This is a genomic window from Shewanella sp. BJSY2023SW005 (assembly GCF_047314585.1).
In the GTDB taxonomy this organism is placed as follows: domain Bacteria; phylum Pseudomonadota; class Gammaproteobacteria; order Enterobacterales; family Shewanellaceae; genus Shewanella; species Shewanella algae.
Window position 1 is genome coordinate 13,003 of record NZ_JBKORJ010000062.1, and the last position, 19,424, is coordinate 32,426.

Here is a 19,424-nt window from a genome sequence, read left to right on the forward strand (position 1 = left end):
CAAGCATAGACAAGTTTGCAATATTAGCGACTTATCAAGCTTGCCAAACGCTATAGAGGAGTCTGGGTGACGAGTCAGGAAAGATGGGTTGGTGCCCATGTCAGCGCACAGGGTGGTGTGGAAAATGCTCCGCTCAATGCCCACAAGATAGGGGCCAGTGCCTTTGCACTGTTTACCAAGAATCAACGTCGCTGGCAGGCAGCACCTTTAACCGAGCAGTCCATCGCCGCCTTTCAGGAAAACTGCCAAAAATTGGGGTTCAGACCCGAGGCGATTCTGCCCCACGACAGCTATCTGATTAACTTGGGACACCCGGATCCCTTGCTGCTGGAAAAATCCCGCGATGCCTTTGTCGATGAGATGCTTCGTTGCAAACAGTTAGGATTAACCTTGCTGAACTTTCATCCCGGCAGCCACTTGCGACAGATAAGTGAAAACCACTGTCTGCGTAACATCAGCGATTCAATCAACCTGGCATTGGCAGCTTGTGATGGCGTCTGTGCCGTCATCGAAAATACCGCGGGACAAGGCTCCAACCTGGGACACAGCTTTGAACAACTGGCGCAGATCATTGACGGGGTTGAGGATAAATCCAGAGTCGGTGTTTGCCTGGATACCGCCCATATGTTTGCCGCGGGTTACGACATTCGCACTCAGGAAAGCTGCCGGGAAAGCTTTGACGCCTTTGGCCGCATAGTGGGCTTTCAATACCTCAAGGGCATGCACCTCAACGACAGCAAGACGGGACTCGGCAGCCGGGTCGATCGCCACGACTCCCTGGGCATGGGCGAAATAGGCAAAACCGCTTTCGAGTATATTCTCGGCCACCCAGCCACCAAGGGGATACCCTTGATATTGGAAACCATACGCCCGGAGATCTGGCCCGAAGAAATTGCCTGGCTGAACAGCCTTAGCCGCTAAACCATCCATTCGCTCTCCGTCGATTCAATCTCCTGACTGCCCCAGTAAAAAGCCGCAAATGATGCGGCTTTTGGGATAATTGCTGCACTAAATTCAATCCTTGGCAGCCCCATCGACCTCCAAGAGCTGAACCAAGGTCTTAGTTCAACACCGCAAACATGTGCTGTTTAAGACTATCAAAATCGACCGGCAGAACAGCCGACAGCAGCGGCTTATCAGCCACCCTTTGCAATGCCTGTGGCAGTGGCAGACTGGTGTTCAACTCGCGGTCGACCACATCCTTGAATTTGGCCGGATGTGCCGTCGCCAGAAAAATCCCCTGCTCTTCATCCTGCAGAGACAAACGCAGTGCCTCGGCGGCCACCGCTGCATGGGGCTCTGCCAGATAACCTGTCTGCTCAAGCGCTAACATGGCCTGACGGGTTTGCCCCTCGGAAAGCGCCAAGCCGGACAAGTCAGACAGCGGCCATTTCATCTCGGCAAAAATCGCTTCCACTCTGGGCCAGTTGCTCGGCTCGGACACATCCATGGCGTTGGACATGGTCGCAACAGTTTGCCGCGGCGCCCAATCACCAAAACTCAAATAGCGCGGTACAGTATCATTGCTGTTGGTGGCCGCCACAAAGCGCTTAATGGGCAATCCCATGGCTTTGGCCAGCAGACCCGCGGTCAGGTTACCGAAGTTACCACTGGGGACACTGACAACCGGCGCCGATTGATGCAGCTTTCTATGCTGGGCGACCGCTTCAAAGTAATAACAGATCTGCGCCAGCAAACGGCTGATATTGATGGAGTTGGCCGAGTTCAGGTGCAAACCGTCACGAATATCACTGTCTTCAAAGGCCTGCTTGACCAAATGCTGACAGGCATCGAAGTCGGCTTCGACCGCGACGGTGTGAATATTGCCGCCCAGAGTGGCAAACATCTTCTCCTGCAACTCACTGATCTTGCCTTTGGGATAGAGCACCATCACCCGCACCTTATCCAGGCCAAAGAAGGCATCGGCCACCGCCGCGCCTGTATCCCCTGAGGTCGCGGTCAAAATGGTCAGCGGCTCTGAGCCGCCAAGCTGGTTGAGACACGGAGCCATAAAGCGGGCACCGAAGTCTTTAAAAGCCAAGGTTGGCCCATGAAACAGCTCCAGACAACTGCGCTGCGCATCCACCTGCACCAGCGGCAGAGGGAAATTAAACGCCTTCTCCACCAGCTTGTCGACACAGTCCTGTCCCAGTTCATCGGCGAGCCAGGCACCGAGTATCTGCTTGCTGCGCTCGACAAAAGGCAGAGCCAACAGGGCATCGACATCTGCCAGTTTCGGGATCCGGGTCGGGAAAAAGAGCCCTCGATCCATGCCAAGACCCAGCTTGAGCGCTTCAGTAAAACTTACCCGCTGTGCCGGGTGCTTGAGGTTATAGAGTTCCATATTGATGCCTTAAATTCTTTTTTGGATGAAAATGCGTTTCAGGACAATACCCGGGTGCCTTGCATATCCAGGCGGCAGATGTGAGCAAAGCCGCCCGCTTCGGTTAAATAGTGTTGTTCCAGGTAGCGTTTGGCCTGCTCGGCGCGGGCCAGATCGGCGCTGATGGAAAACAGGGTTGGGCCGCTGCCGGAAATCCCGGTGGCCAACATACCCAGCTCAGACAATCCGCGCCGCGCCGCCAGATACCCGGGGATAGCCTCGGCCCGATAGGGTTCGGCCAACACGTCTTTCAACACAGTCAGCGCCAGCGCCTCATCCTGGCGGTAACAGGCATGAACAAAGGCACTGAGATTGCGACCAAATTCTATGCAGGTTCCCTTGTCATATTGGTTCGGCATCAAGGCGCGCATGGCCGCCGTCGACAATGAAATCCCGGGATAGGCCATCAGCCAGTACCAGGAATCAAAGGCCGGCAAGGGCTCGCAGATACGCCCGGGCAAATCCAGCATCAGTTGCAGTCCCCCAAAGTAGCAAGGTGCGACGTTGTCATAGTGCACCGAACCACTGATCTCCCCTTCAAAACGTCCCATCAACCCCAGCAAGGCCTGCTCATCATAGGGACGGCCAAAATATTCATTGAGACCATAGAGCGCCGCCACCACTGAGCTGGCGCTGGAGCCAAGGCCGCTACCCACCGGCAGGTTCTTGGACAGGGTCAAGGAAACGCCTTGATTGATCCCGGCCTCACCTAGGAAAAACTCGGCGCAGCGATAAACGATATTCTGCTGCGGCTCCTGTGGCAGTTTGTGGGCCCAAGGGCCAAGTTGAGTGAGAGAAACGCCGCAAGGCGCTGGGCCGACTGTGACCGTATCCCCCAGCAAACTGCCATCAATGGGTGCCAATGCGGCACCCAGCAAATCGAAGCCGACACCGACATTTCCCATAGAGGCGGGCGCATAGACAGTCACAGGTGCATTGGCGGGAATAAACTGACTCATGCGCTGACCTCCCGAGTCCAGTTGAGGGTTCTGAGCAAGTCGGCGAACACTCCGGCGGCAGTCACTTCAGTACCGGCGCCATAGCCTCTGAGCACAAAGGGGATCGGCTGATAGTAGCGGCTGTAGAAAGCCAGCGCATTCTCACCGCCTTTGACGCTGAACAGGGGATCATCGGCCGCCACTTCGGCGATACGCACCCTGCAACCTGACTCATCTATCTGGCCGACATAGCGCAGGCGTTTACCCTTGGCATGGGCGGCAGCGACCCGCTCGGCCACGGCGGCATCCAACTGCGGCAGAGCCGCCATAAACTGGGCCACATCACCTGATGCATCGAAGTCATCCGGCAAGACAGACTCCACCTGAATATCATCCAGCTCCAACGGCAAGCCCACTTCCCGGGCCAAAATCAACACCTTGCGCGCTACATCCATACCATTGAGATCGTCCCTGGGGTCCGGCTCGGTGAAGCACTTTTCCCGGGCTATGGCCGTGGCCTGTGACAGACTCATCCCCTCATCCAGCATACCGAAGATAAACGACAGCGAACCCGAGAGTATCCCCTGGAAACGCAGCAGCTTATCACCGGCAAACAGCAGCTTTTTCAGGTTATCGATAACCGGCAAACCGGCGCCGACATTGGTTTCATAAAGGAACTGGCGCCGCTGGGCCAGCGCGGTTTGCCGCAGCGCGCGGTAAAAAGCCAACTCACGGGTATTGGCCTTCTTGTTGGGTGTCACCACGTGCAAACCGGCATTCATCACGTCCAGATAACGGCCGGCAATGACATCCGAAGAGGTGCAATCCAGCAATACGGGATTGAGCAACTGCTGCTCCTTGGCCCAGGCCAACATCTTTGTCAGCTCAAAGGCGACGGGCGAATCGTTGAGCTTTGATTGCCAAGCGGCCAGGGAGATACCGGCGGCATCGAGCAACATCTTGCCTGAGTTGGCGATGGCGCAAACCCGAATACTGATATGTTGCTCCTTGAGCATGGCTTCCTGCTGTTTTATCTGCTCCAGCAAGCCTGCGCCTATATTACCGGCGCCAACCAGAAAGACATCGAGATACTGCTGCACATCGAAAAAACCCTGGTGACAGGCCGCCACCGCATGACGCGTCTTGCGCTGCTCGACCACGGCCGAAATGGAGCGCTCGGACGAGCCCTGGGCAATGGCGATGATATTGACACTAGCCTGGGCCAGAGCCTGGAAAAAGCGCGCAGCCACGCCCTTATGGGTACGCATACCGTCACCTATCAGGGACACTATCGCCAGTTGATCCCGCATCTCCAGCGGCTCCAACAGTTCACTCTTGAGCTCAAGTTCAAACTCCTGCTCCAGCGCCCACTTAACTCTGGGGGCATCCAAAGTGGCCACACAGAAACTGATGCTGTACTCACTGGAGCTTTGAGTGATCAGCGATACCGAAACCTTGGCTCTGGCGATGGACTCCAGAATACGCGACGCCATACCCACCATGCCTTTCATTCCCGGGCCTGAGACGTTGAACATGGTTTGGTTATCCAGATTGGAAATCGCCTTGACCTGCAGCCCGGTCTGATCCGGCAGATTGGATACCAGAGTACCCGGCGCCTGGGGGTTGAAACTGTTTTTGATGTAGCAAGGGATTTGGAACTGGGCTATGGGTGAAATGGTCTTGGGGTGCAGTACCTTGGCGCCAAAGTAGGAGAGCTCCATCGCCTCCTGGTAACTGAGCTGGGAGAGCAGCTTGGCATCGGCAACCACCCGGGGGTCGGTATTATAGACCCCATCGACATCTGTCCAGATTTCGCAGCTGTCGGCATCCAGACAGGCTGCCAGAACTGCGGCCGAATAATCCGAACCATTGCGTCCCAGAGTCACCACCTTGCCATCGGCACCGGCGGCGGTAAACCCGGGCATAACCCACACTCTCTGCTCATCGAGTTTAAGCAACGCAAATCTGGGCTTACTGACGGCGATATCCACCACAGACTCCAGAGGTGTACCGACGCCGAGGAATAATTCTCTCGGGTCGAGTAAACCGGCACTGACTCCCTTGGCCTTGAGCACTTCAACCATCAAGGCTGCCGAGAGTCGTTCCCCGGCTACCAGGATCTCGGCCCGCACACTGTCAGGACACTCCCCCAGAAGCTGAACCCCAGCCAATTTTGCCCGCCAACTCGCCAGTTGCTGCGCCAATACCTTCTTCAGCTGCTGTCTGGCTTCCTCTGCGAGAGATACAGATGCATCGGCATACAAGGCTTCAAATACCTCAGCCACCTTGGCAAGGGCCTCGTCGACATCCCCCTTTGCCAATACCATATCGACCATGGCCAATAGATTGTTGGTTACGGTTGCCGGAGCCGACAGCACTGTGGCCACTTGCTCTTCTCTGGCACTGGTCAGAACTATTTCTGCTGCCATTTCAAACCTTTGCCAGTTTGCCAGCGAGGTACCGCCGAACTTCATTACTTTCATCTATCTCTCCTTTAAATACCGCGCCCGCCCAGGAAACAAAAAAGCCCGCTCCTTGGTGGGAGCGGGCTTCTTGTTTGCAATTCTTCAGGGTATAGTCAGCCCGCCCCCACACTGGTAATGGTGGTGGTTGTAATGGTGGTAATTACAACTGAGCTTAGCTGATACATTGGGTTTCTATACTCGTTTCGTTCTCTTGTGTTCAGGCCGGTTCATTCAGGAGTTGAGCCCGAGAATGACAGCAATGCAAACAGGATTGCTTTTTTTTGTAGCCCTTGTCAAGGGGCGTTTTCATGAAAATTTTAATGAAATGGCAATCTTATTGAATAAGCCTCACCAAAGTCTGTTTTTAACTGGATAAGCATCAACGAAATCTCCTCATTGCAATTAACCTTGACGTAAAGTGTATTGGATAAAAGCTGAGTATCAGCCAAGCAGGAACCGTCGAGCACACCAAGGTGAAAGCCTACAGGGTTCAAAAACACTCAAGTCAAGATTTTTGGAAAGACGTTTGAAAAATAATGGCTTTTTTAGTGCCTTTCCAACCCAAAATGTCGTCATGGTGGCAAAACTCTGTGCAACAGTTGGCATAAGCAACGCTCGGATATCGCCAGCGCGGAAAAAGCACGTTATCATGCGGCCACATTCTGAACGGGAGGCGATATGCAAATCACCCAACACAGCGCGGTTACCATTCACTACCGCCTGACTGACGCCAAGGGTCAGTTGATAGAAAGTTCTTTTGAGGCAGATCCTATGGTCTACCTCCACGGTATGGAAAACCTGATCCCGGGACTTGAAAAAGCACTGGAAGGCAAAGGCAAAGGCGATACGCTGGAAGTGACCATAGAAGCCGAAGAAGCCTATGGCCCATACCACGATGGTCTGCGTCAGGAAGTTCCTCTGGAAGCCTTTGGCGATATCCAGGACATAGTACCAGGCATGCGCTTTATCGCCGAAACTGAAATGGGCCAGCGCCCGGTACAAGTGACCGAAGTACTGGACAACAGTGTTATCGTTGATGGCAACCACCCTCTGGCTGGCCAATCACTGACCTTTAATGTGGAAGTGATGGACGTGCGTGAAGCGACGGCCGAAGAGGTCGCCCACGGCCATATCCACGCCCATGGCGGTTGCGGTAGTCACGGCCATGATCACGGCGGATGCTGTGGCGGTCATGATCACGAGCATGGCGGTTGCTGTAGCTCAGATGCCGAAGAAGGCACCAAGAAAGAAAGTTGTGACGGTAACGGTGGTTGCGGCTGCCGCGGTTGATAGCCAGTCACACCGACGCCTACTACTGATATCAATCGAGAGTCCGGCCAATGCCGGACTCTTTGTTTATTCCACTTTGGAAAACAAGGCTGGGGCTCCTGCTTTGGACTAGAATCAATAGATAACCTGGATGCGAAGGAATGCCCCGTGATCTTGTCCAGAATGGTCTATGAGAGTCTGCCCTATCTGTATTTTTTTACCGGTAGTCTGGCACTCTATCTACTCGATCCCCTACTTGGGATCCTGGGTTCCGTTTTGCTTATATTGGCCGCGGCCTGGATTTACAATTTGCGTTCGAGTCACAGACGCAGCGATCCCAAACGCCTGAGACGGGGAGGATTTTGGCCCGACCCCCTGTATGCAGGATTGCCTTTCCTCTGGTTACTGTCGGGCATGCTACTGTTGAGATTTGCAGATAAGGAAGTGTACCAACTGCTGGGGCTGCTCATTTGTGCCTGGGGAAGCTATATTCTGAGTCAGCGTCACCTCTACCGCCGCCACAAATTGCCGCGACAGCCCCTGATGTAACTCAAAGGATCAAGGTGCGGATCTTTTCTTTCAGCGCTGCGGGCATATGCTTCAAATAGTTGGAGCAACGGGTGATTGTCGCAATGCTCACCTCATATTCGGCAGCTATCTGTCTTTGACTCATCTCCCCTTCAAGCAATACCTGAAACACCTTTAAACGGCCGGCGATGGCATGCCTTTCATCATCGGTCAGCAGCAGCTCAAACAGGCAATTAAGATCTTCTGGATTGTTATGGGCCAGCACCTTATCCAGTACTGATATCCATTCTGGGCGCATATAAACTCATTCGTGTTCACGTAATGGTACGTGAACACAGTATAGCCTCGTTTTCCTGCGAAAAAAAGTCGTGTTTTAGCAGCCAGTTACTGACAAAACTTTACATGTAAACTGAAAAAGCCTACTCCCTCTGTCACACAAAATGTGTACAATAGCCAAGCAATGTCACATTAACGCACAAACTTGTGAGAATGATAATGAAAAAATACTTACTGATGTTAGCCGCCACCGCGGCGCTTAGCGCTACAGCTGTTCAGGCCCACAACTTTGAAAGCAGCGATGATGCCATCCAGTACCGTCAGTCTGGTTTCAGCCTGATGGCCTATAACTTCGGTGATATCGGTGCCATGCTCAAAGGCAAGAAAGACTTTGACGCCGATGTTGCAGCTATGCGTGCAGCCAATGTGGCCGCCCTGGCGAAACTGCCACTGGAAGGCTTTATCGACGGTTCAGACAAGGGTAATACTGAAGCCCTGGCCAAGATTTGGGCTGACAAGGCTGACTTTGAAGCCAAGTTCAAAGAACTGCAAACCAATGCCGATGCCCTGGCCATAGCGGCCAAAGGTGGCGACAAGAATGAGCTGAAAAAAGCCTTCGGTGCCGTTGGCAAGAGCTGCAAAGGCTGCCACGACGTCTACAAGAAAGACTAAGCTCTTTCGTTGATTCCATTAAAAAAGCCTGCATTGAGCAGGCTTTTTTAATGCTTGGAAGCTTACAACATGCCGATCACGGGCATCATCAAGAAGTGCACCACAGGCACGGCAACCACCAACAAAAGCACCAGTGCCAACATCAGAGACGCAAATCTGGGCTGCTGTGCTTCTGCAGCAGGTAAGCGCTTATAGCCACTGAACATGGCCCCCACCAGCTTTTCACCTTTGAAGCGGTGCAACAAGACGGCGGCCACATGAATACCGGCAAGGATCAATAAAAGATCGAAATTCTTCTTGTGTAACCAGGTAAACCAACTGGCGGTTTCACCGCTGACATAGGAGACCAAGGGCCCTTCAGTAAATATCTCATCTGTGGCAAACAAACCCGACACCAATTGCAGACTGATGATGACCAGCAATAGCACCACCATATAACCCCCAAGAGGGTTATGCCCTAAAGAATGAGGAGCCTGCTTGGCCCGCATCTTGGCAAGATAATCCAATGCCTGGCGGGGATGACGGACAAAGTGGCTGAAACGGGCTGTGTCGCTGCCGATAAAGCCCCAGATAAGTCGCACCACAAGCAAGATCATCAGACTATAGGCAAACAACTGGTGATAACTCATCTCCCCCTGATCGGCGCTCCACCATAGCCCGGCCAAGAGCAGCAGCATACCCCAATGAAACACCCGCACAGGTATATCCCAGACCTTCACTTTAACTTCGTTGTTATTCATAAAGTACTTCCTGTTATCACCCGTTTTGGCCCGAACGGCATAAGGGTAAAGAGTTGTAGATGACAAACATGATGATATTTAAAGCGAGGGAAGGAGGCAATCGGAAAGGACTGATACTCAGTGATCTCATCGAATATGACCCTTTATTGACAAGGGTTCAAGGCTTTTAGGGGCAAAATTATCCAAACTTGTCTAAGTGATCAAATAAGTGACAAACGCTCTCTGACTCGCCATAAATATTGATCTGGATCACATTTTTAACCTCAGGTATTGTTAGTCTGAAGTCAAGGAAACAACAGAGGGTTTGACAATATGCTAAAGATCACCAGCAAGCAATTTGAAGTCACAGCTGCTATCCGTGAACGTGTTGAGAGCCGCCTTGCCAAACTGAACCGTTACGATACCCAGTTGATTAATCCCCATGTCATCATCCTCACAGAAGGGCCACTCTTTAAAATAGAAGCATCAATTAAACTGGCCAACGGACAACTTTTTGCCCAGGCGAAACATGAAAATCTCTACGCAGCCATAAATGCAATGGGACAAAAGCTGGAAAAACAGCTCAATCGCCTGACCCACAAACCCGCAGCTCAGCGTGGTGCCTTGGAAACCGAAGCCACCGAACCTGAGTTCGAATATGATTATAAGGAGGATTACGCAGCTTGATATTTCAATCTCCCACTAACCAGCGCACCTCCGGGTGCGCTTTTCATTGCTGAACCCAAGGATTTTTTGATTGACAGCCCAAGGGGATAGTTTTAGCTTAAATGCCATGAAATACCTCAATCGCTCGTTTTTTATTTTCTTTTTTACACCTCATTCCCGGAGGCGGCCCTGACGTGTAAAAACGAAAATGAAAATTGCCAAGCCTCCCACCCGGGAGGCTTTTTTGTCTGTATCATGCACTGAGTATTACTGGTTTAGAGGTCAGAATGAACAAAGTACCATCGCTGGAGCGAATAAGGGATGACATCACCACACTGGACAGGGATCTGCTGGCACTGTTGGCCAAACGCCGGCAACTCAGCCTGGAAGTCGCCCGCAGCAAAGAGGTGGACATTCGCCCTATCCGTGATACCCAGAGAGAAAAAGAACTCTTGGCAAGGCTGGTTCGCCAAGGGCGGGAACAGGGGCTGGATGCCCACTATGTCATCAGTCTGTACCAGGCCATTATTGAAGATTCTGTACTGAACCAGCAGGCCTACCTACAGAGCAGAGCCAATCCCGAAACCCAGAAACAGCAATACTGCATCGCCTATTTGGGCGCCAGAGGCTCATACTCCTACCTGGCCGCCAGCCGCTATTGTCAACGCCGTCAGGTAGAAATGCAGGATCTGGGTTGTCAGAACTTCGATGATATAGTGCAGGCCGTCGAGTCCGGCCATGCCGACTATGGTTTTCTACCGATAGAGAACACTTCATCCGGCTCCATCAACGAAGTCTACGATGTGTTGCAGCACACCAGCCTGGCTATTGTGGGTGAAACCACTATAGAAGTGGGCCACTGTCTGCTGGCCAAAGCGGGAAGCAAACTTGTGGATATTAAAACCGTCTACGCCCACCCCCAACCCATCAGCCAATGTAGCCGCTACCTGAGCCGCCATCCCGACTTTCGTCTGGAATATTGCGCCAGCAGCGCCGAGGCAATGGAAAAAGTTCTCCAGGGCGATAACACTGTGGCCGCTATCGGCTCCAGTGAAGGCGGCGCCCTCTACCAGTTGGAACCTCTGGAGCAGGAACTGGCCAATCAAAAAATCAACCAGAGCCGCTTTATCGTAGTGGCCCGCAAGGCGATAGAGGTGCCGGAGCAATTGCCGGCCAAGACCACACTGATAATGGCTACCGGCCAGAAGCCGGGCGCCTTGGTGGAAGCCTTGCTGATCCTTAAAGATCACAACCTCAATATGAGTAAACTGGAGTCACGCCCTATCCCGGGAACGCCTTGGGAAGAGATGTTTTATTTGGATGTCGATGCCAATCTGGCATCCATAGCTATGCAGCAAGCACTTGCCGAACTTGAGCGGCTCACCCGCTTTATCAAGGTACTTGGCTGTTACCCTTGTGAGACGGTCGAGCCAACCCAGCTGAGTCACAGCCAACTGTTGATTGAACCTGAGAGTTCCAGGCAGGACAGCGCCAAACCGTCACCCCAGAGACATTCCCGCCACTATAAACCGGCAAGCACAGAAATTAGTTGCGGTCAGCTCAAACTGGGGCAAGGCCAGTTCGCCGCCTTGGCGCAACTGAACCTCCCCATAGATGCAGCCAGCTTTGCGCCAAGCGCCAAGGCCCTCAGGGAAGCGGGATTTCAGGGCGTGGTTCTCAGCACGCTGACGCGCCAACCCAATGCCAAACAGCAACTGCCCAAGTTGCAGAGCCTGTTAAACCAAGCCGGGCTGCAGAGCATTGTTACCTTGGAGCATGCAGAAGATCTGGCTCTGGCCCAGACCGCGGCCGACATGCTACTGCTCAGCGGCAAACAGATGTACAACACAGAGCTGCTCAACGCGCTTGGCGGACAGAACCTGCCGGTGATATTGGAGCGTAATCCCATGGCCTGCCAACAGGATTGGCTGGCCAGCGCAGATACCCTGCTCGCCGGCGGGAATCAGCAGTTGATCCTTTGTGATGCGGGGGTCAGTGGATTGAATCAACCAGAACAACTTGTGTTGGATCTCGCCGCCTTGGTGGAACTAAAAACCCAGAGCCACTTACCGCTATTGGTAAATCCAAGTCTGTGCCTCAGCCCAAGCAGCAGTGAGCAAACACTGACGGCTCAGGCCTTGGCTATCAAGGCGTTGGGAGTAGATGGTTTAATCATCGCAGCCGATGTCCGTCATCCACAGCAACATGCAGGCTTAATCGCCAAGCTGTATCAGACAGCCTGAGTCGATTCGGCAGCGGCTTTACCGGCCTCTGCCGCCTCGCGGCTTCGGCGGATCAAACGGGAAACCGTTGAGCCCTGCACCATGATAGAAAAGACCACCACGGCATAGGTCATTACGAGCAAGAGATCCCTGAGCTCCAGCTCGGGGGTCAGCACTATCCCCGCCGGAATACTCATGGCCATAGCCAGCGCCAGGCCGCCCTTGAGCCCGCCCCAGATCAGGATCCCCTCCGCGCCTTGGCTGTATTGCCGCATACGCCGGAACCCCAGATAAGGTAAGTACACGCTGATACATCTTGCCAACAACACCACAGGGATACTCAGCAGCACAAACCACCAGAGTTGCATATCCAGATGGGTCAACAGCAACAGGAGCCCCAATAGCAGGAACAAGAGCGAATTGAAGAAGTGTTCAAGCAGGCCCCAGAACCTTTGCAGCAATATTCTCCCCGTGACCCCAAAGCATTTTGGCACGGTGAAATTCCCCAGCACGATTCCTGCGGCCACCATGGCCAGAGGGCCGGACACCGAGAGCTTTTCTGCCATCACATAACCTGCGGTCGGCACCACCAAGGTAATCAAGAGTCTCTGGGTTTCTTCATCCGTGAGTTTCATCAGTTGATGCAGCGCAAAGGCCAGCGCCAGGCCATAGGCAATGCCACCAACGGCCTCATGGAAAAACAGCGCGCCGACATCGGCCAGGCTCAGAGCCCCAGCGGAAAAAGCCAGCTGCGAGACTGCAACAAACAGCACCAGGCCAATGCCATCATTGAACAGCGACTCACCCTCAACCTGAATGGCAATATCCTCAGGCGCGCCGAGTTTTTTCAAGATGGCCAAAACCGCTATCGGATCGGTTGGTGATATCAAGGCCCCGAACAACAAACAATAACTCCAGGGTAGCGCCAGCCCCAGCAGCGGCATCAAATAGAAACAAAGCGCTGCCACTATCAGAGTGGAAATCACAGTACCAAGCAGAGCCAGACAGAGAATTTCCCATTTCTGGCTTGCCAGCACCTTGAGCCTTATCTGCAGCGCACCGGCGAAGAGCAGAAAACCCAACATACCGTTCAGCAACAGCGCCTGAAAGTCTAGGCGCTGCAATACCGAAATGGTTTTGATATGGATATCCAGCTCAAACAACTTACCCACCACCAGGATAATCAGGCTAAGGAGCATGGCCAAGCCTGTGATGGCAATGGTTTCTTGCAGTGAGTGAAAACGGCTGGATAACAGCGAGATAATCAGTGCCAGCGCCGCCAGCACACAGAAGAGTTGATAGTCCGTCATATTTCCTTGCGATCAGGCTGACCGCTTCCCTGGTAGCAGACAAGAGCTACATGGCTTGTCCATCTGTGAGGCTGAGCCAGCCCTTGAAGATCCTGTAGCTGAACCAGATAACCCCCAGGGCGCACAAGCTGAGGCTGAGCCACAGCGGATTGACCCAGTAGCCCATAGCCAGTAGCAGTGCCAAACCCATAATACTGCGCCTTTGCCAGCGCAAGTGAGAGCCCAGCAGCGACAAAGGTGCGACCTGCCTTTGGCTTAAGTTAATCAACAGGCTCAGGATCACAGGCAGGAAAAACAACGGAAAGGCACACATAAGCGCATATAAAAAATGGCCCATGCTGCGATCTTCACTGGCAAATGCTTCTGAGGGTAAGCTGGTCATAGTCTGTCTCCGGCCAACATCTGGAATGCAGGGCCCAAAGCTCTTGCCCTGCTTTAACCATACTGTGAGATCGCCACTTCTGCAATGCCGGAAACAGAATTAGAAGGGGCCGGTTTCCAGTTGAATATCACTCTTCACCCGGCTGGAGCACGCCAGCACCATACCTGAGTCAATCTCATCCTGGCTAAGTGTCTGCTGGCTGCTGCTTTCCACCTCACCGGAGACAACCCGGCACTTACAGGAGCCACAAACGCCGCTGCGACAGGCGGCAATAATGGGCAAACCTTCAGACTCCAGCGCTTCTAGCAGGGTCTGCTCACCATTGATGCTGAGCTCAAGGCCGGCAACACTCAAGCGGTAATTGGCCGAACCGTCACCCGCGGGCGCCGAGGTATTTTCAGCAAAGCTTTCCTTGTGAAAGCGCGTCATATCGAAGTCTGCTTGCGCCAGCATCTGCTCTGTGGCCGTCATATAAGCCTCGGGGCCACAGACATACACGGTGCGCTGGCGATAATCCGGCACAAGTTGTTCCAGTGCCGCCAAGCTCAGGCGTCCCGGTAACATAGGGCACTCGGCAAGGTCCCCGGAGACTGAGGCTGTCTCACCTCCCTGCTCCAGCAGATAGCCCAGCTTAAAGTTATCGTGACGGCTGTTCATGGCCCGCAAACTGCCTCGGAAGATGAGATCCTGCTCGCTTCTGGCACAGTGAATAAAGGCGATATCGCTGTCAAGATAGCTGTCGGTCAGAAAACGACTCATGGAAAACATCGGCGTAATGCCACAACCGGCGCTTAAAAACAGATAGCGCTCGGCCGGTATATCGATAAGGTTGAACTGGCCGTAAGGCCCGGAAGCCATTAGGCTGTGGCCCGGCTTAAGATTATCGATAAGGTAGTTGGAAATTTTGCCGCCCTCAACCCTCTTAATGGTCAGCATCAAAGAATTGGGCCGAGATGGCGAAGAGGAGATGGTATAACAGCGGCGATACTCCTCACCGGCAATCTCCAATTGCAATGCTACAAACTGCCCGGGCTTGAAATGAAAAGACAGCGGCTGGGCCGCTTTAAAACGAAAACTCACCACATCCGGGGTTTCCTGCCAGCGGGCGACACAAATGAGCCGCAGCTCTCCGGGAACCCATTGACCAGCCTGAAATTGACTGATTGCCGGCGAAACTTGTAATGGATTGAGTGTCATCGAAACTCCCTCTACAGAGAAAGAAATGGCCGGAATGCCGCAGGCATTCCGGCCTCAAGAGATACGCATCAAGCGGCGCCGAGAATCGCCTCCAGGTCTTCCTCAACCGTGCCAACATTGCGCAGGCCGAACTTATCTTCCAGTACCTTCAGCAAATTGGCGGTCAGGAAAGCCGGCGGAGTTGGGCCGGTACGTATGTTCTTCACTCCCAGTGACAACAAGGTCAACAGGACCACTATCGCCTTCTGCTCAAACCAGGACAGCACCAGACTCAGCGGCAATTCATTGATATCACACTCAAATATCTCAGACAGTGCCAGCGCCAGCTGAATCGCCGAGTAGGCGTCGTTACACTGGCCGATATCCAGCAGTCTGGGAATACCGTTGATATCACCGAATTCGAGCTTGTTGAACTTGTACTTGCCACAACCCAGGGTCAGGATCAGGCTGTCTTTGGGGGCCGCCTTGGCAAGGTCGGTGAAGTAGCTGCGCTCGGCCTTGTCACCATCACAGCCGCCAATCAGGAAGAAGTGGCGGATATTGCCGTTCTTGACGTTTTCAACCACGGCAGGCGCCGCATTCATCAAAGCGTTGCGGGCAAAACCTATGGTGATCATATGGGGGATCTCATCATAGGCAAAGCCTTCAAGCGCCAGTGCCTTGTCGATAACGGCACTGAAATCGTCGCCGGTCAGGTGAGTCACGCCCGGCCAACCAACGATACTGCGGGTAAAGATGCGGTCGGCATACTGACCGACATTAGGGTCGATAATGCAGTTGGAGGTCATCACCACGGCGCCGGGGAAGTTGGCAAATTCCTTCTGTTGATTTTGCCAGGCGCTGCCGTAGTTCCCCACCAGATGCGGGTATTTCTTCAGTTCGGGATAGGCCAGCGCCGGCAACATCTCACCATGGGTATAGACATTGATACCCTTGCCTTCTGTCTGTTGCAGGATGAGCTCGAGATCTTTCATATCGTGGCCCGATACCAAGATTGCCTTGCCCTTCACCGGCTTGGTGTTGACCTGAGTCGGCTCTGGATGACCAAAGGCCGCGGTTTCACCGGCATCTAGCATAGCCATCACAGAATAGTTGAGCTGACCTATCTCCATCGCGGTGGCAAACAGCTTGTCAGCATCTGTGCTGTCAGTCGCCAGAAAGGCCATGATCTCGTGGAAACGACCGGCCACTTCGCTGCTGGTCTGCTCCAGAACCCGGGCGTGTTCCATATAGGCCGCCGCCCCTTTCAGGCCATAGAGGCACAGGAGTCGCAGACCGAGAATATCTTCATTGAGGTCATCACCTCGGTTGGGCGCAGCCACTTTGGCCTGTTGTAACAGCTCGGCCTTGGACGCCCCCAGCAGCAGAGTCGCCGCGGCGGACATAGGCTCGGGTGTCACGCCCCTTTGTTCGCAAAGCTTCAGATAGCGCTGCTTTAACTGATCTCGCAAGCGAGCGGCCTCTTTTGCATATTCGCTAATCCGCTCATCGTCGAAGTTGACATTGGTCAGAGTGGCGAAAAATGCCTTGGGCACAAAGGTATCGACTTGCGGATCGATAACCTCAAACTCCCGGAGTTTGACAGCATAGGCCGACAGCCCCTGCAACATGTAAATCAACAGATCCTGCAGATCCGAGGTCGCGGCCAATTTACCGCACATCCCCTGGGCATAGCTGCAGCCATTACCGGCCGGGGTTCGAATGGTTTGCTCACACTGAATACAAAACACGGCATATCTCCTTTAATCATGCTTTATTTTTGCATGTTTTAAATCAGTGTACTCTTTCATCGCTCAGACGAAAGAACGTGAGTCACAAAGCTTGAAGGGGATCACCTTAAGCGATTGCTGAACAAATGGCTTTTTGACTTCTATCTGGCTGATACAAATGAAAAAGGAGCCTAGAAGGCTCCCTTGGATAAATCGCGTTGCACCGTCGGCTGAGTTAACGGCCTTGAGATCAGTGACTCTTCATATCATTGACCGACTGCAGCATGCTGCGGCTCTCGCTGCGAAACTGTGGTGCAAAGTCACCGAACCATTCGGCCACCTCACGGAACTGGCGCACAAAGCCATCTCTGTCACCGGCCTTGAGCATAGCCAAAGCGCCGGCATAGTTGTCCAGATAGTCGGAGATAGCACCCAGACTCTCCTGCTGGGCGAAGATGATATCGGCGTAAAGCTCTGGGCTTTGAGCAAACAAGCGACCGACCATGGCCAACTCCAGCCGGTAAATCGGCGAGCTGAACTGCAGCAGACTATCGAGATCGGCCTGCTCCCGGCACAAGTTGAGGCCATAGACAAAGCTGGAGAAGTGGCGCATCGCCTGCACCAGTTGCATCGCCTTATCATGCTTACCGGCATCCGCTTCCACCAGCCGTGCTCCCCAGATAGCTATCTGCTCCAGCAGCCAGGCATAGGCCTCACTCTGCCGGCCATGGCACACTACGACAACCTGCTTGGCGAGGCTGCCCACATCCGGGCCAAACATGGGATGAAGCCCCACCACAGGTCCGCTGTGGGCCTCGAGCATGGCTTGCAGCGGCTCCGACTTTATCGAGGTCAGATCCGCAAGAATGCAATCCTTGGGCAAGCCTTGTAAACGGGAGCGAATAAGCTCACAGGTAATGGCAATCGGCACAGTGACCAATACCAGACCGGCCCCGTCGAGGATAGCATCGGCATTATCCCAATCATCTTTATCGAGCAGATGTACTGGATAGCCTGAGAGCGTCAGCATCTGGGCAAACAGAGTGCCCAACTGGCCACGACCGCCGATAATCACCACCTTGTTGATATCCTGGTTCACCTGCTTGAAACCCACATCCTTCTCGTTGAGATAGGATTCCCGCATCAGGCGCCTGAGCACATCTTCTATCAACTGCGGCGATACCCCCAGACTTTCGGCTTCTGCACGGCGCTTGGCCAACATGGCGGCCTCCCGCTGCGGTGCATAGATGGGTAGGCCGGCATTGTGTTTGACCGCGCCGACCTGGGCCACCAGATCCAGCCTCTGACGCAGCAACTTGAGTAACTCTTGGTCGACGCCGTCAATCAGTCCGCGTAACTTTTCCAGCTCTGCCGTGGTTTTCTCACTCATCTCAAATCTTCCGTCAGCCATTTGCCACCCTGAGCATATCAAAGCGAGTGGGTAAAATAGAACTCAGTTGCGCCGCCCCTTGCCTGAGCAGTTGCTCCGTATCCTGCCAATCTATGCAGGCATCAGTGACCGAAACCCCATAGTCAAGCTCGGCAAGCGGCTTGTCACAGGCCTGATTACCGGCAAACAGATGGCTTTCCAACATCAAACCTATGATGGAGCGATTGCCCGCCGCTATCTGGTCAAATACATCCCGGCACACAGGCAGTTGCCGCCGATGATCTTTGTTGGAGTTGCCATGACTACAGTCGATAATCAGTCTGGCATTGAGCCCAGCACCATGCAGCTGCCGTTCACACTCGGCCACCGAATCGGCGTCATAGTTGGGGCCCGCCCCACCCCGCAGGATCACATGCCCGTCCGGGTTACCGGCGGTTTGCAGCAAAGCCACCTGCCCTTGTTGATTGATCCCCATAAATCTATGACTGCTGGCCGCCGACTTGAGGGCGTTAATGGCCACCCCCAGATTGCCATCCGTGCCATTCTTGAACCCTACCGGCATGGAAAGCCCGGAGGCCATCTCCCTGTGGGTTTGTGATTCTGTGGTTCTGGCGCCTATGGCTGACCAGGTCACCAGCTCGGAAATATATTGCGGACTGATGGGATCCAGCGCTTCGGTGGCAACCGGCAACTCGAGTTCGGCCAGAAACAGCATTAACTCCCGCGCCATCCGCAACCCTTTTTCAATATTGAAGGACTCATCCATATCGGGATCATTGATCATCCCTTTCCAGCCCACAGTCGTTCGGGGCTTTTCAAAGTAGACCCGCATCAGGATAAAAAACTGGTCCTTGAGCTCGTCATGGAGCTTTTTCAGTTTGAGGGCATATTCCTTGGCCGACTCAATATCGTGAATAGAGCAAGGGCCGGTGACGACCAACACCCGGTTGTCACGCTTGTGAACTATGTCGGAAACCGTCTTGCGGGCACTGAGAATATAGCGATAACCGTGATCAGAAAGTGGCAACTGCTGCTTGAGTTCTTCGGGAGTTATGAGGACTTGTTCGGCACTGATGTGCACATTCTCTATATTACTGGACTGCATTCTGATCACCTGAAATTAATTTGCGCGACTGTCTCAATTGCACCATTGTAGCGGTACACCATTACGTCATTACACTATGCCGAGACTGGGCCAAGAGATCAAGGGCGAAACCAGAAAAAATTTTCATGTCGTCGCAAAGGTGGGAGCATTAGGCTGGGCACTTAGTCTGTGCAGGCGTGCAGGATTGTGAGCT

At 53.5% G+C, this 19,424-nt stretch carries 18 protein-coding genes and 2 other annotated features; of the genes, 7 read left to right on the forward strand and 11 right to left on the reverse strand.

Features of this window, described 5'->3' with window-relative positions; genetic code table 11:
* The first annotated feature begins 66 nt into the window (after positions 1-66).
* Complete coding sequence (gene nfo, locus ACMHXI_RS19350; protein WP_045283538.1) at positions 67-921, forward strand: deoxyribonuclease IV; 855 nt, start codon at positions 67-69, stop codon at positions 919-921.
* A gap of 139 nt (positions 922-1,060) precedes the next feature.
* On the opposite strand, the gene thrC is transcribed toward nfo, so the two are convergent.
* From thrC to thrA, 3 genes are read right to left on the reverse strand one after another with little or no spacing between them, the layout of a single operon-like run.
* Complete coding sequence (gene thrC, locus ACMHXI_RS19355; RefSeq protein ID WP_413735857.1) at positions 1,061-2,344, reverse strand: threonine synthase; 1,284 nt, start codon at positions 2,342-2,344, stop codon at positions 1,061-1,063.
* A gap of 38 nt (positions 2,345-2,382) precedes the next feature.
* Positions 2,383-3,342 (reverse strand): homoserine kinase, encoded by a 960-nt coding sequence (gene thrB, locus ACMHXI_RS19360; RefSeq protein WP_413735859.1) that lies wholly within the window; start codon positions 3,340-3,342, stop codon positions 2,383-2,385.
* Positions 3,339-5,804, reverse strand: coding sequence for a bifunctional aspartate kinase/homoserine dehydrogenase I (gene thrA / locus ACMHXI_RS19365; RefSeq protein ID WP_413735861.1), 2,466 nt, complete (start codon positions 5,802-5,804; stop codon positions 3,339-3,341). The genes thrB and thrA overlap by 4 nt, the downstream gene beginning before the upstream one ends.
* 34 nt (positions 5,805-5,838) lie before the next feature.
* Positions 5,839-5,959: a sequence feature (Thr leader region), on the reverse strand.
* Between the two features lie 77 nt (positions 5,960-6,036).
* Here thrA and ACMHXI_RS19370 point away from each other — a divergent pair.
* From ACMHXI_RS19370 to ACMHXI_RS19380, 3 genes are all read left to right on the forward strand, one after another.
* Positions 6,037-6,162, forward strand: coding sequence for a hypothetical protein (locus ACMHXI_RS19370; RefSeq protein ID WP_258180936.1), 126 nt, complete (start codon positions 6,037-6,039; stop codon positions 6,160-6,162).
* A 302-nt stretch (positions 6,163-6,464) separates the two neighbouring features.
* Complete coding sequence (slyD, locus tag ACMHXI_RS19375) at positions 6,465-7,076, forward strand: peptidylprolyl isomerase (protein ID WP_144218853.1); 612 nt, start codon at positions 6,465-6,467, stop codon at positions 7,074-7,076.
* Positions 7,077-7,223: 147 nt separating this feature from the next.
* Positions 7,224-7,604 (forward strand): hypothetical protein, encoded by a 381-nt coding sequence (locus ACMHXI_RS19380; protein WP_144166094.1) that lies wholly within the window; start codon positions 7,224-7,226, stop codon positions 7,602-7,604.
* Between the two features lies 1 nt (position 7,605).
* Here the strand turns inward: ACMHXI_RS19380 and trpR are convergent, their stop codons facing one another.
* On the reverse strand, positions 7,606-7,881 hold the full coding sequence (gene trpR, locus ACMHXI_RS19385) for a trp operon repressor (RefSeq protein WP_413735864.1): 276 nt from the start codon (positions 7,879-7,881) through the stop codon (positions 7,606-7,608).
* 197 nt (positions 7,882-8,078) lie between these two features.
* On the opposite strand from trpR, the gene ACMHXI_RS19390 reads away from it, so the two are divergent.
* Complete coding sequence (locus ACMHXI_RS19390) at positions 8,079-8,531, forward strand: c-type cytochrome (protein WP_025010575.1); 453 nt, start codon at positions 8,079-8,081, stop codon at positions 8,529-8,531.
* Between the two features lie 62 nt (positions 8,532-8,593).
* Here ACMHXI_RS19390 and ACMHXI_RS19395 read toward each other — a convergent pair whose 3' ends face one another.
* Positions 8,594-9,271, reverse strand: coding sequence for a cytochrome b/b6 domain-containing protein (locus ACMHXI_RS19395; RefSeq protein ID WP_025010574.1), 678 nt, complete (start codon positions 9,269-9,271; stop codon positions 8,594-8,596).
* Positions 9,272-9,583: 312 nt separating this feature from the next.
* Here ACMHXI_RS19395 and hpf point away from each other — a divergent pair, with 312 nt between their 5' ends.
* Together hpf and ACMHXI_RS19405 are read left to right on the forward strand one after the other, a co-directional pair.
* Entirely contained in the window at positions 9,584-9,937 is a 354-nt protein-coding gene (hpf, locus tag ACMHXI_RS19400) for a ribosome hibernation-promoting factor, HPF/YfiA family (protein ID WP_025010573.1), read from the forward strand.
* A 110-nt stretch (positions 9,938-10,047) separates the two neighbouring features.
* Positions 10,048-10,165, forward strand: a sequence feature (Phe leader region).
* A gap of 38 nt (positions 10,166-10,203) precedes the next feature.
* Positions 10,204-12,159, forward strand: a complete 1,956-nt coding sequence (locus ACMHXI_RS19405; protein WP_413735867.1) for a chorismate mutase — start codon at positions 10,204-10,206, stop codon at positions 12,157-12,159.
* Here the strand turns inward: ACMHXI_RS19405 and ACMHXI_RS19410 are convergent.
* The 6 genes from ACMHXI_RS19410 to ACMHXI_RS19435 form a co-directional block, all read right to left on the reverse strand.
* The gene (locus tag ACMHXI_RS19410; RefSeq protein ID WP_413735869.1) at positions 12,147-13,448 is read right to left on the reverse strand and encodes a cation:proton antiporter; all 1,302 of its coding nucleotides are present in this window, start codon (positions 13,446-13,448) and stop codon (positions 12,147-12,149) included. The two genes, ACMHXI_RS19405 and ACMHXI_RS19410, sit on opposite strands and share 13 nt — an antisense overlap.
* A 46-nt stretch (positions 13,449-13,494) precedes the next feature.
* Positions 13,495-13,830 (reverse strand): hypothetical protein, encoded by a 336-nt coding sequence (locus ACMHXI_RS19415; protein ID WP_028779791.1) that lies wholly within the window; start codon positions 13,828-13,830, stop codon positions 13,495-13,497.
* Between the two features lie 99 nt (positions 13,831-13,929).
* Positions 13,930-15,027, reverse strand: coding sequence for a hybrid-cluster NAD(P)-dependent oxidoreductase (locus ACMHXI_RS19420; protein ID WP_345844121.1), 1,098 nt, complete (start codon positions 15,025-15,027; stop codon positions 13,930-13,932).
* A 68-nt stretch (positions 15,028-15,095) separates the two neighbouring features.
* Positions 15,096-16,757 (reverse strand): hydroxylamine reductase, encoded by a 1,662-nt coding sequence (gene hcp, locus ACMHXI_RS19425; RefSeq protein ID WP_413735872.1) that lies wholly within the window; start codon positions 16,755-16,757, stop codon positions 15,096-15,098.
* Positions 16,758-16,986: 229 nt separating this feature from the next.
* A complete protein-coding gene (gene tyrA, locus ACMHXI_RS19430; RefSeq protein WP_413735874.1) occupies positions 16,987-18,126 on the reverse strand; it encodes a bifunctional chorismate mutase/prephenate dehydrogenase in 1,140 nt (379 codons plus the stop codon).
* A 13-nt stretch (positions 18,127-18,139) separates the two neighbouring features.
* Complete coding sequence (locus ACMHXI_RS19435) at positions 18,140-19,231, reverse strand: 3-deoxy-7-phosphoheptulonate synthase (protein ID WP_044734945.1); 1,092 nt, start codon at positions 19,229-19,231, stop codon at positions 18,140-18,142.
* Between the last annotated feature and the right edge of the window lie 193 nt (positions 19,232-19,424).

Coding starts and splice junctions, on each gene's coding strand:
- thrC (WP_413735857.1), bottom strand. CDS start 2,344: ATGGAACTCTATAACCTCAAGCACCCGGCACAGCGGGTAAGTTTTACT.
- thrB (WP_413735859.1), bottom strand. CDS start 3,342: ATGAGTCAGTTTATTCCCGCCAATGCACCTGTGACTGTCTATGCGCCC.
- thrA (WP_413735861.1), bottom strand. CDS start 5,804: ATGAAAGTAATGAAGTTCGGCGGTACCTCGCTGGCAAACTGGCAAAGG.
- ACMHXI_RS19370 (WP_258180936.1), top strand. CDS start 6,037: ATGACAGCAATGCAAACAGGATTGCTTTTTTTTGTAGCCCTTGTCAAG.
- slyD (WP_144218853.1), top strand. CDS start 6,465: ATGCAAATCACCCAACACAGCGCGGTTACCATTCACTACCGCCTGACT.
- trpR (WP_413735864.1), bottom strand. CDS start 7,881: ATGCGCCCAGAATGGATATCAGTACTGGATAAGGTGCTGGCCCATAAC.
- ACMHXI_RS19390 (WP_025010575.1), top strand. CDS start 8,079: ATGAAAAAATACTTACTGATGTTAGCCGCCACCGCGGCGCTTAGCGCT.
- ACMHXI_RS19395 (WP_025010574.1), bottom strand. CDS start 9,271: ATGAATAACAACGAAGTTAAAGTGAAGGTCTGGGATATACCTGTGCGG.
- hpf (WP_025010573.1), top strand. CDS start 9,584: ATGCTAAAGATCACCAGCAAGCAATTTGAAGTCACAGCTGCTATCCGT.
- ACMHXI_RS19405 (WP_413735867.1), top strand. CDS start 10,204: ATGAACAAAGTACCATCGCTGGAGCGAATAAGGGATGACATCACCACA.
- ACMHXI_RS19410 (WP_413735869.1), bottom strand. CDS start 13,448: ATGACGGACTATCAACTCTTCTGTGTGCTGGCGGCGCTGGCACTGATT.
- ACMHXI_RS19415 (WP_028779791.1), bottom strand. CDS start 13,830: ATGACCAGCTTACCCTCAGAAGCATTTGCCAGTGAAGATCGCAGCATG.
- ACMHXI_RS19420 (WP_345844121.1), bottom strand. CDS start 15,027: ATGACACTCAATCCATTACAAGTTTCGCCGGCAATCAGTCAATTTCAG.
- tyrA (WP_413735874.1), bottom strand. CDS start 18,126: ATGAGTGAGAAAACCACGGCAGAGCTGGAAAAGTTACGCGGACTGATT.
- ACMHXI_RS19435 (WP_044734945.1), bottom strand. CDS start 19,231: ATGCAGTCCAGTAATATAGAGAATGTGCACATCAGTGCCGAACAAGTC.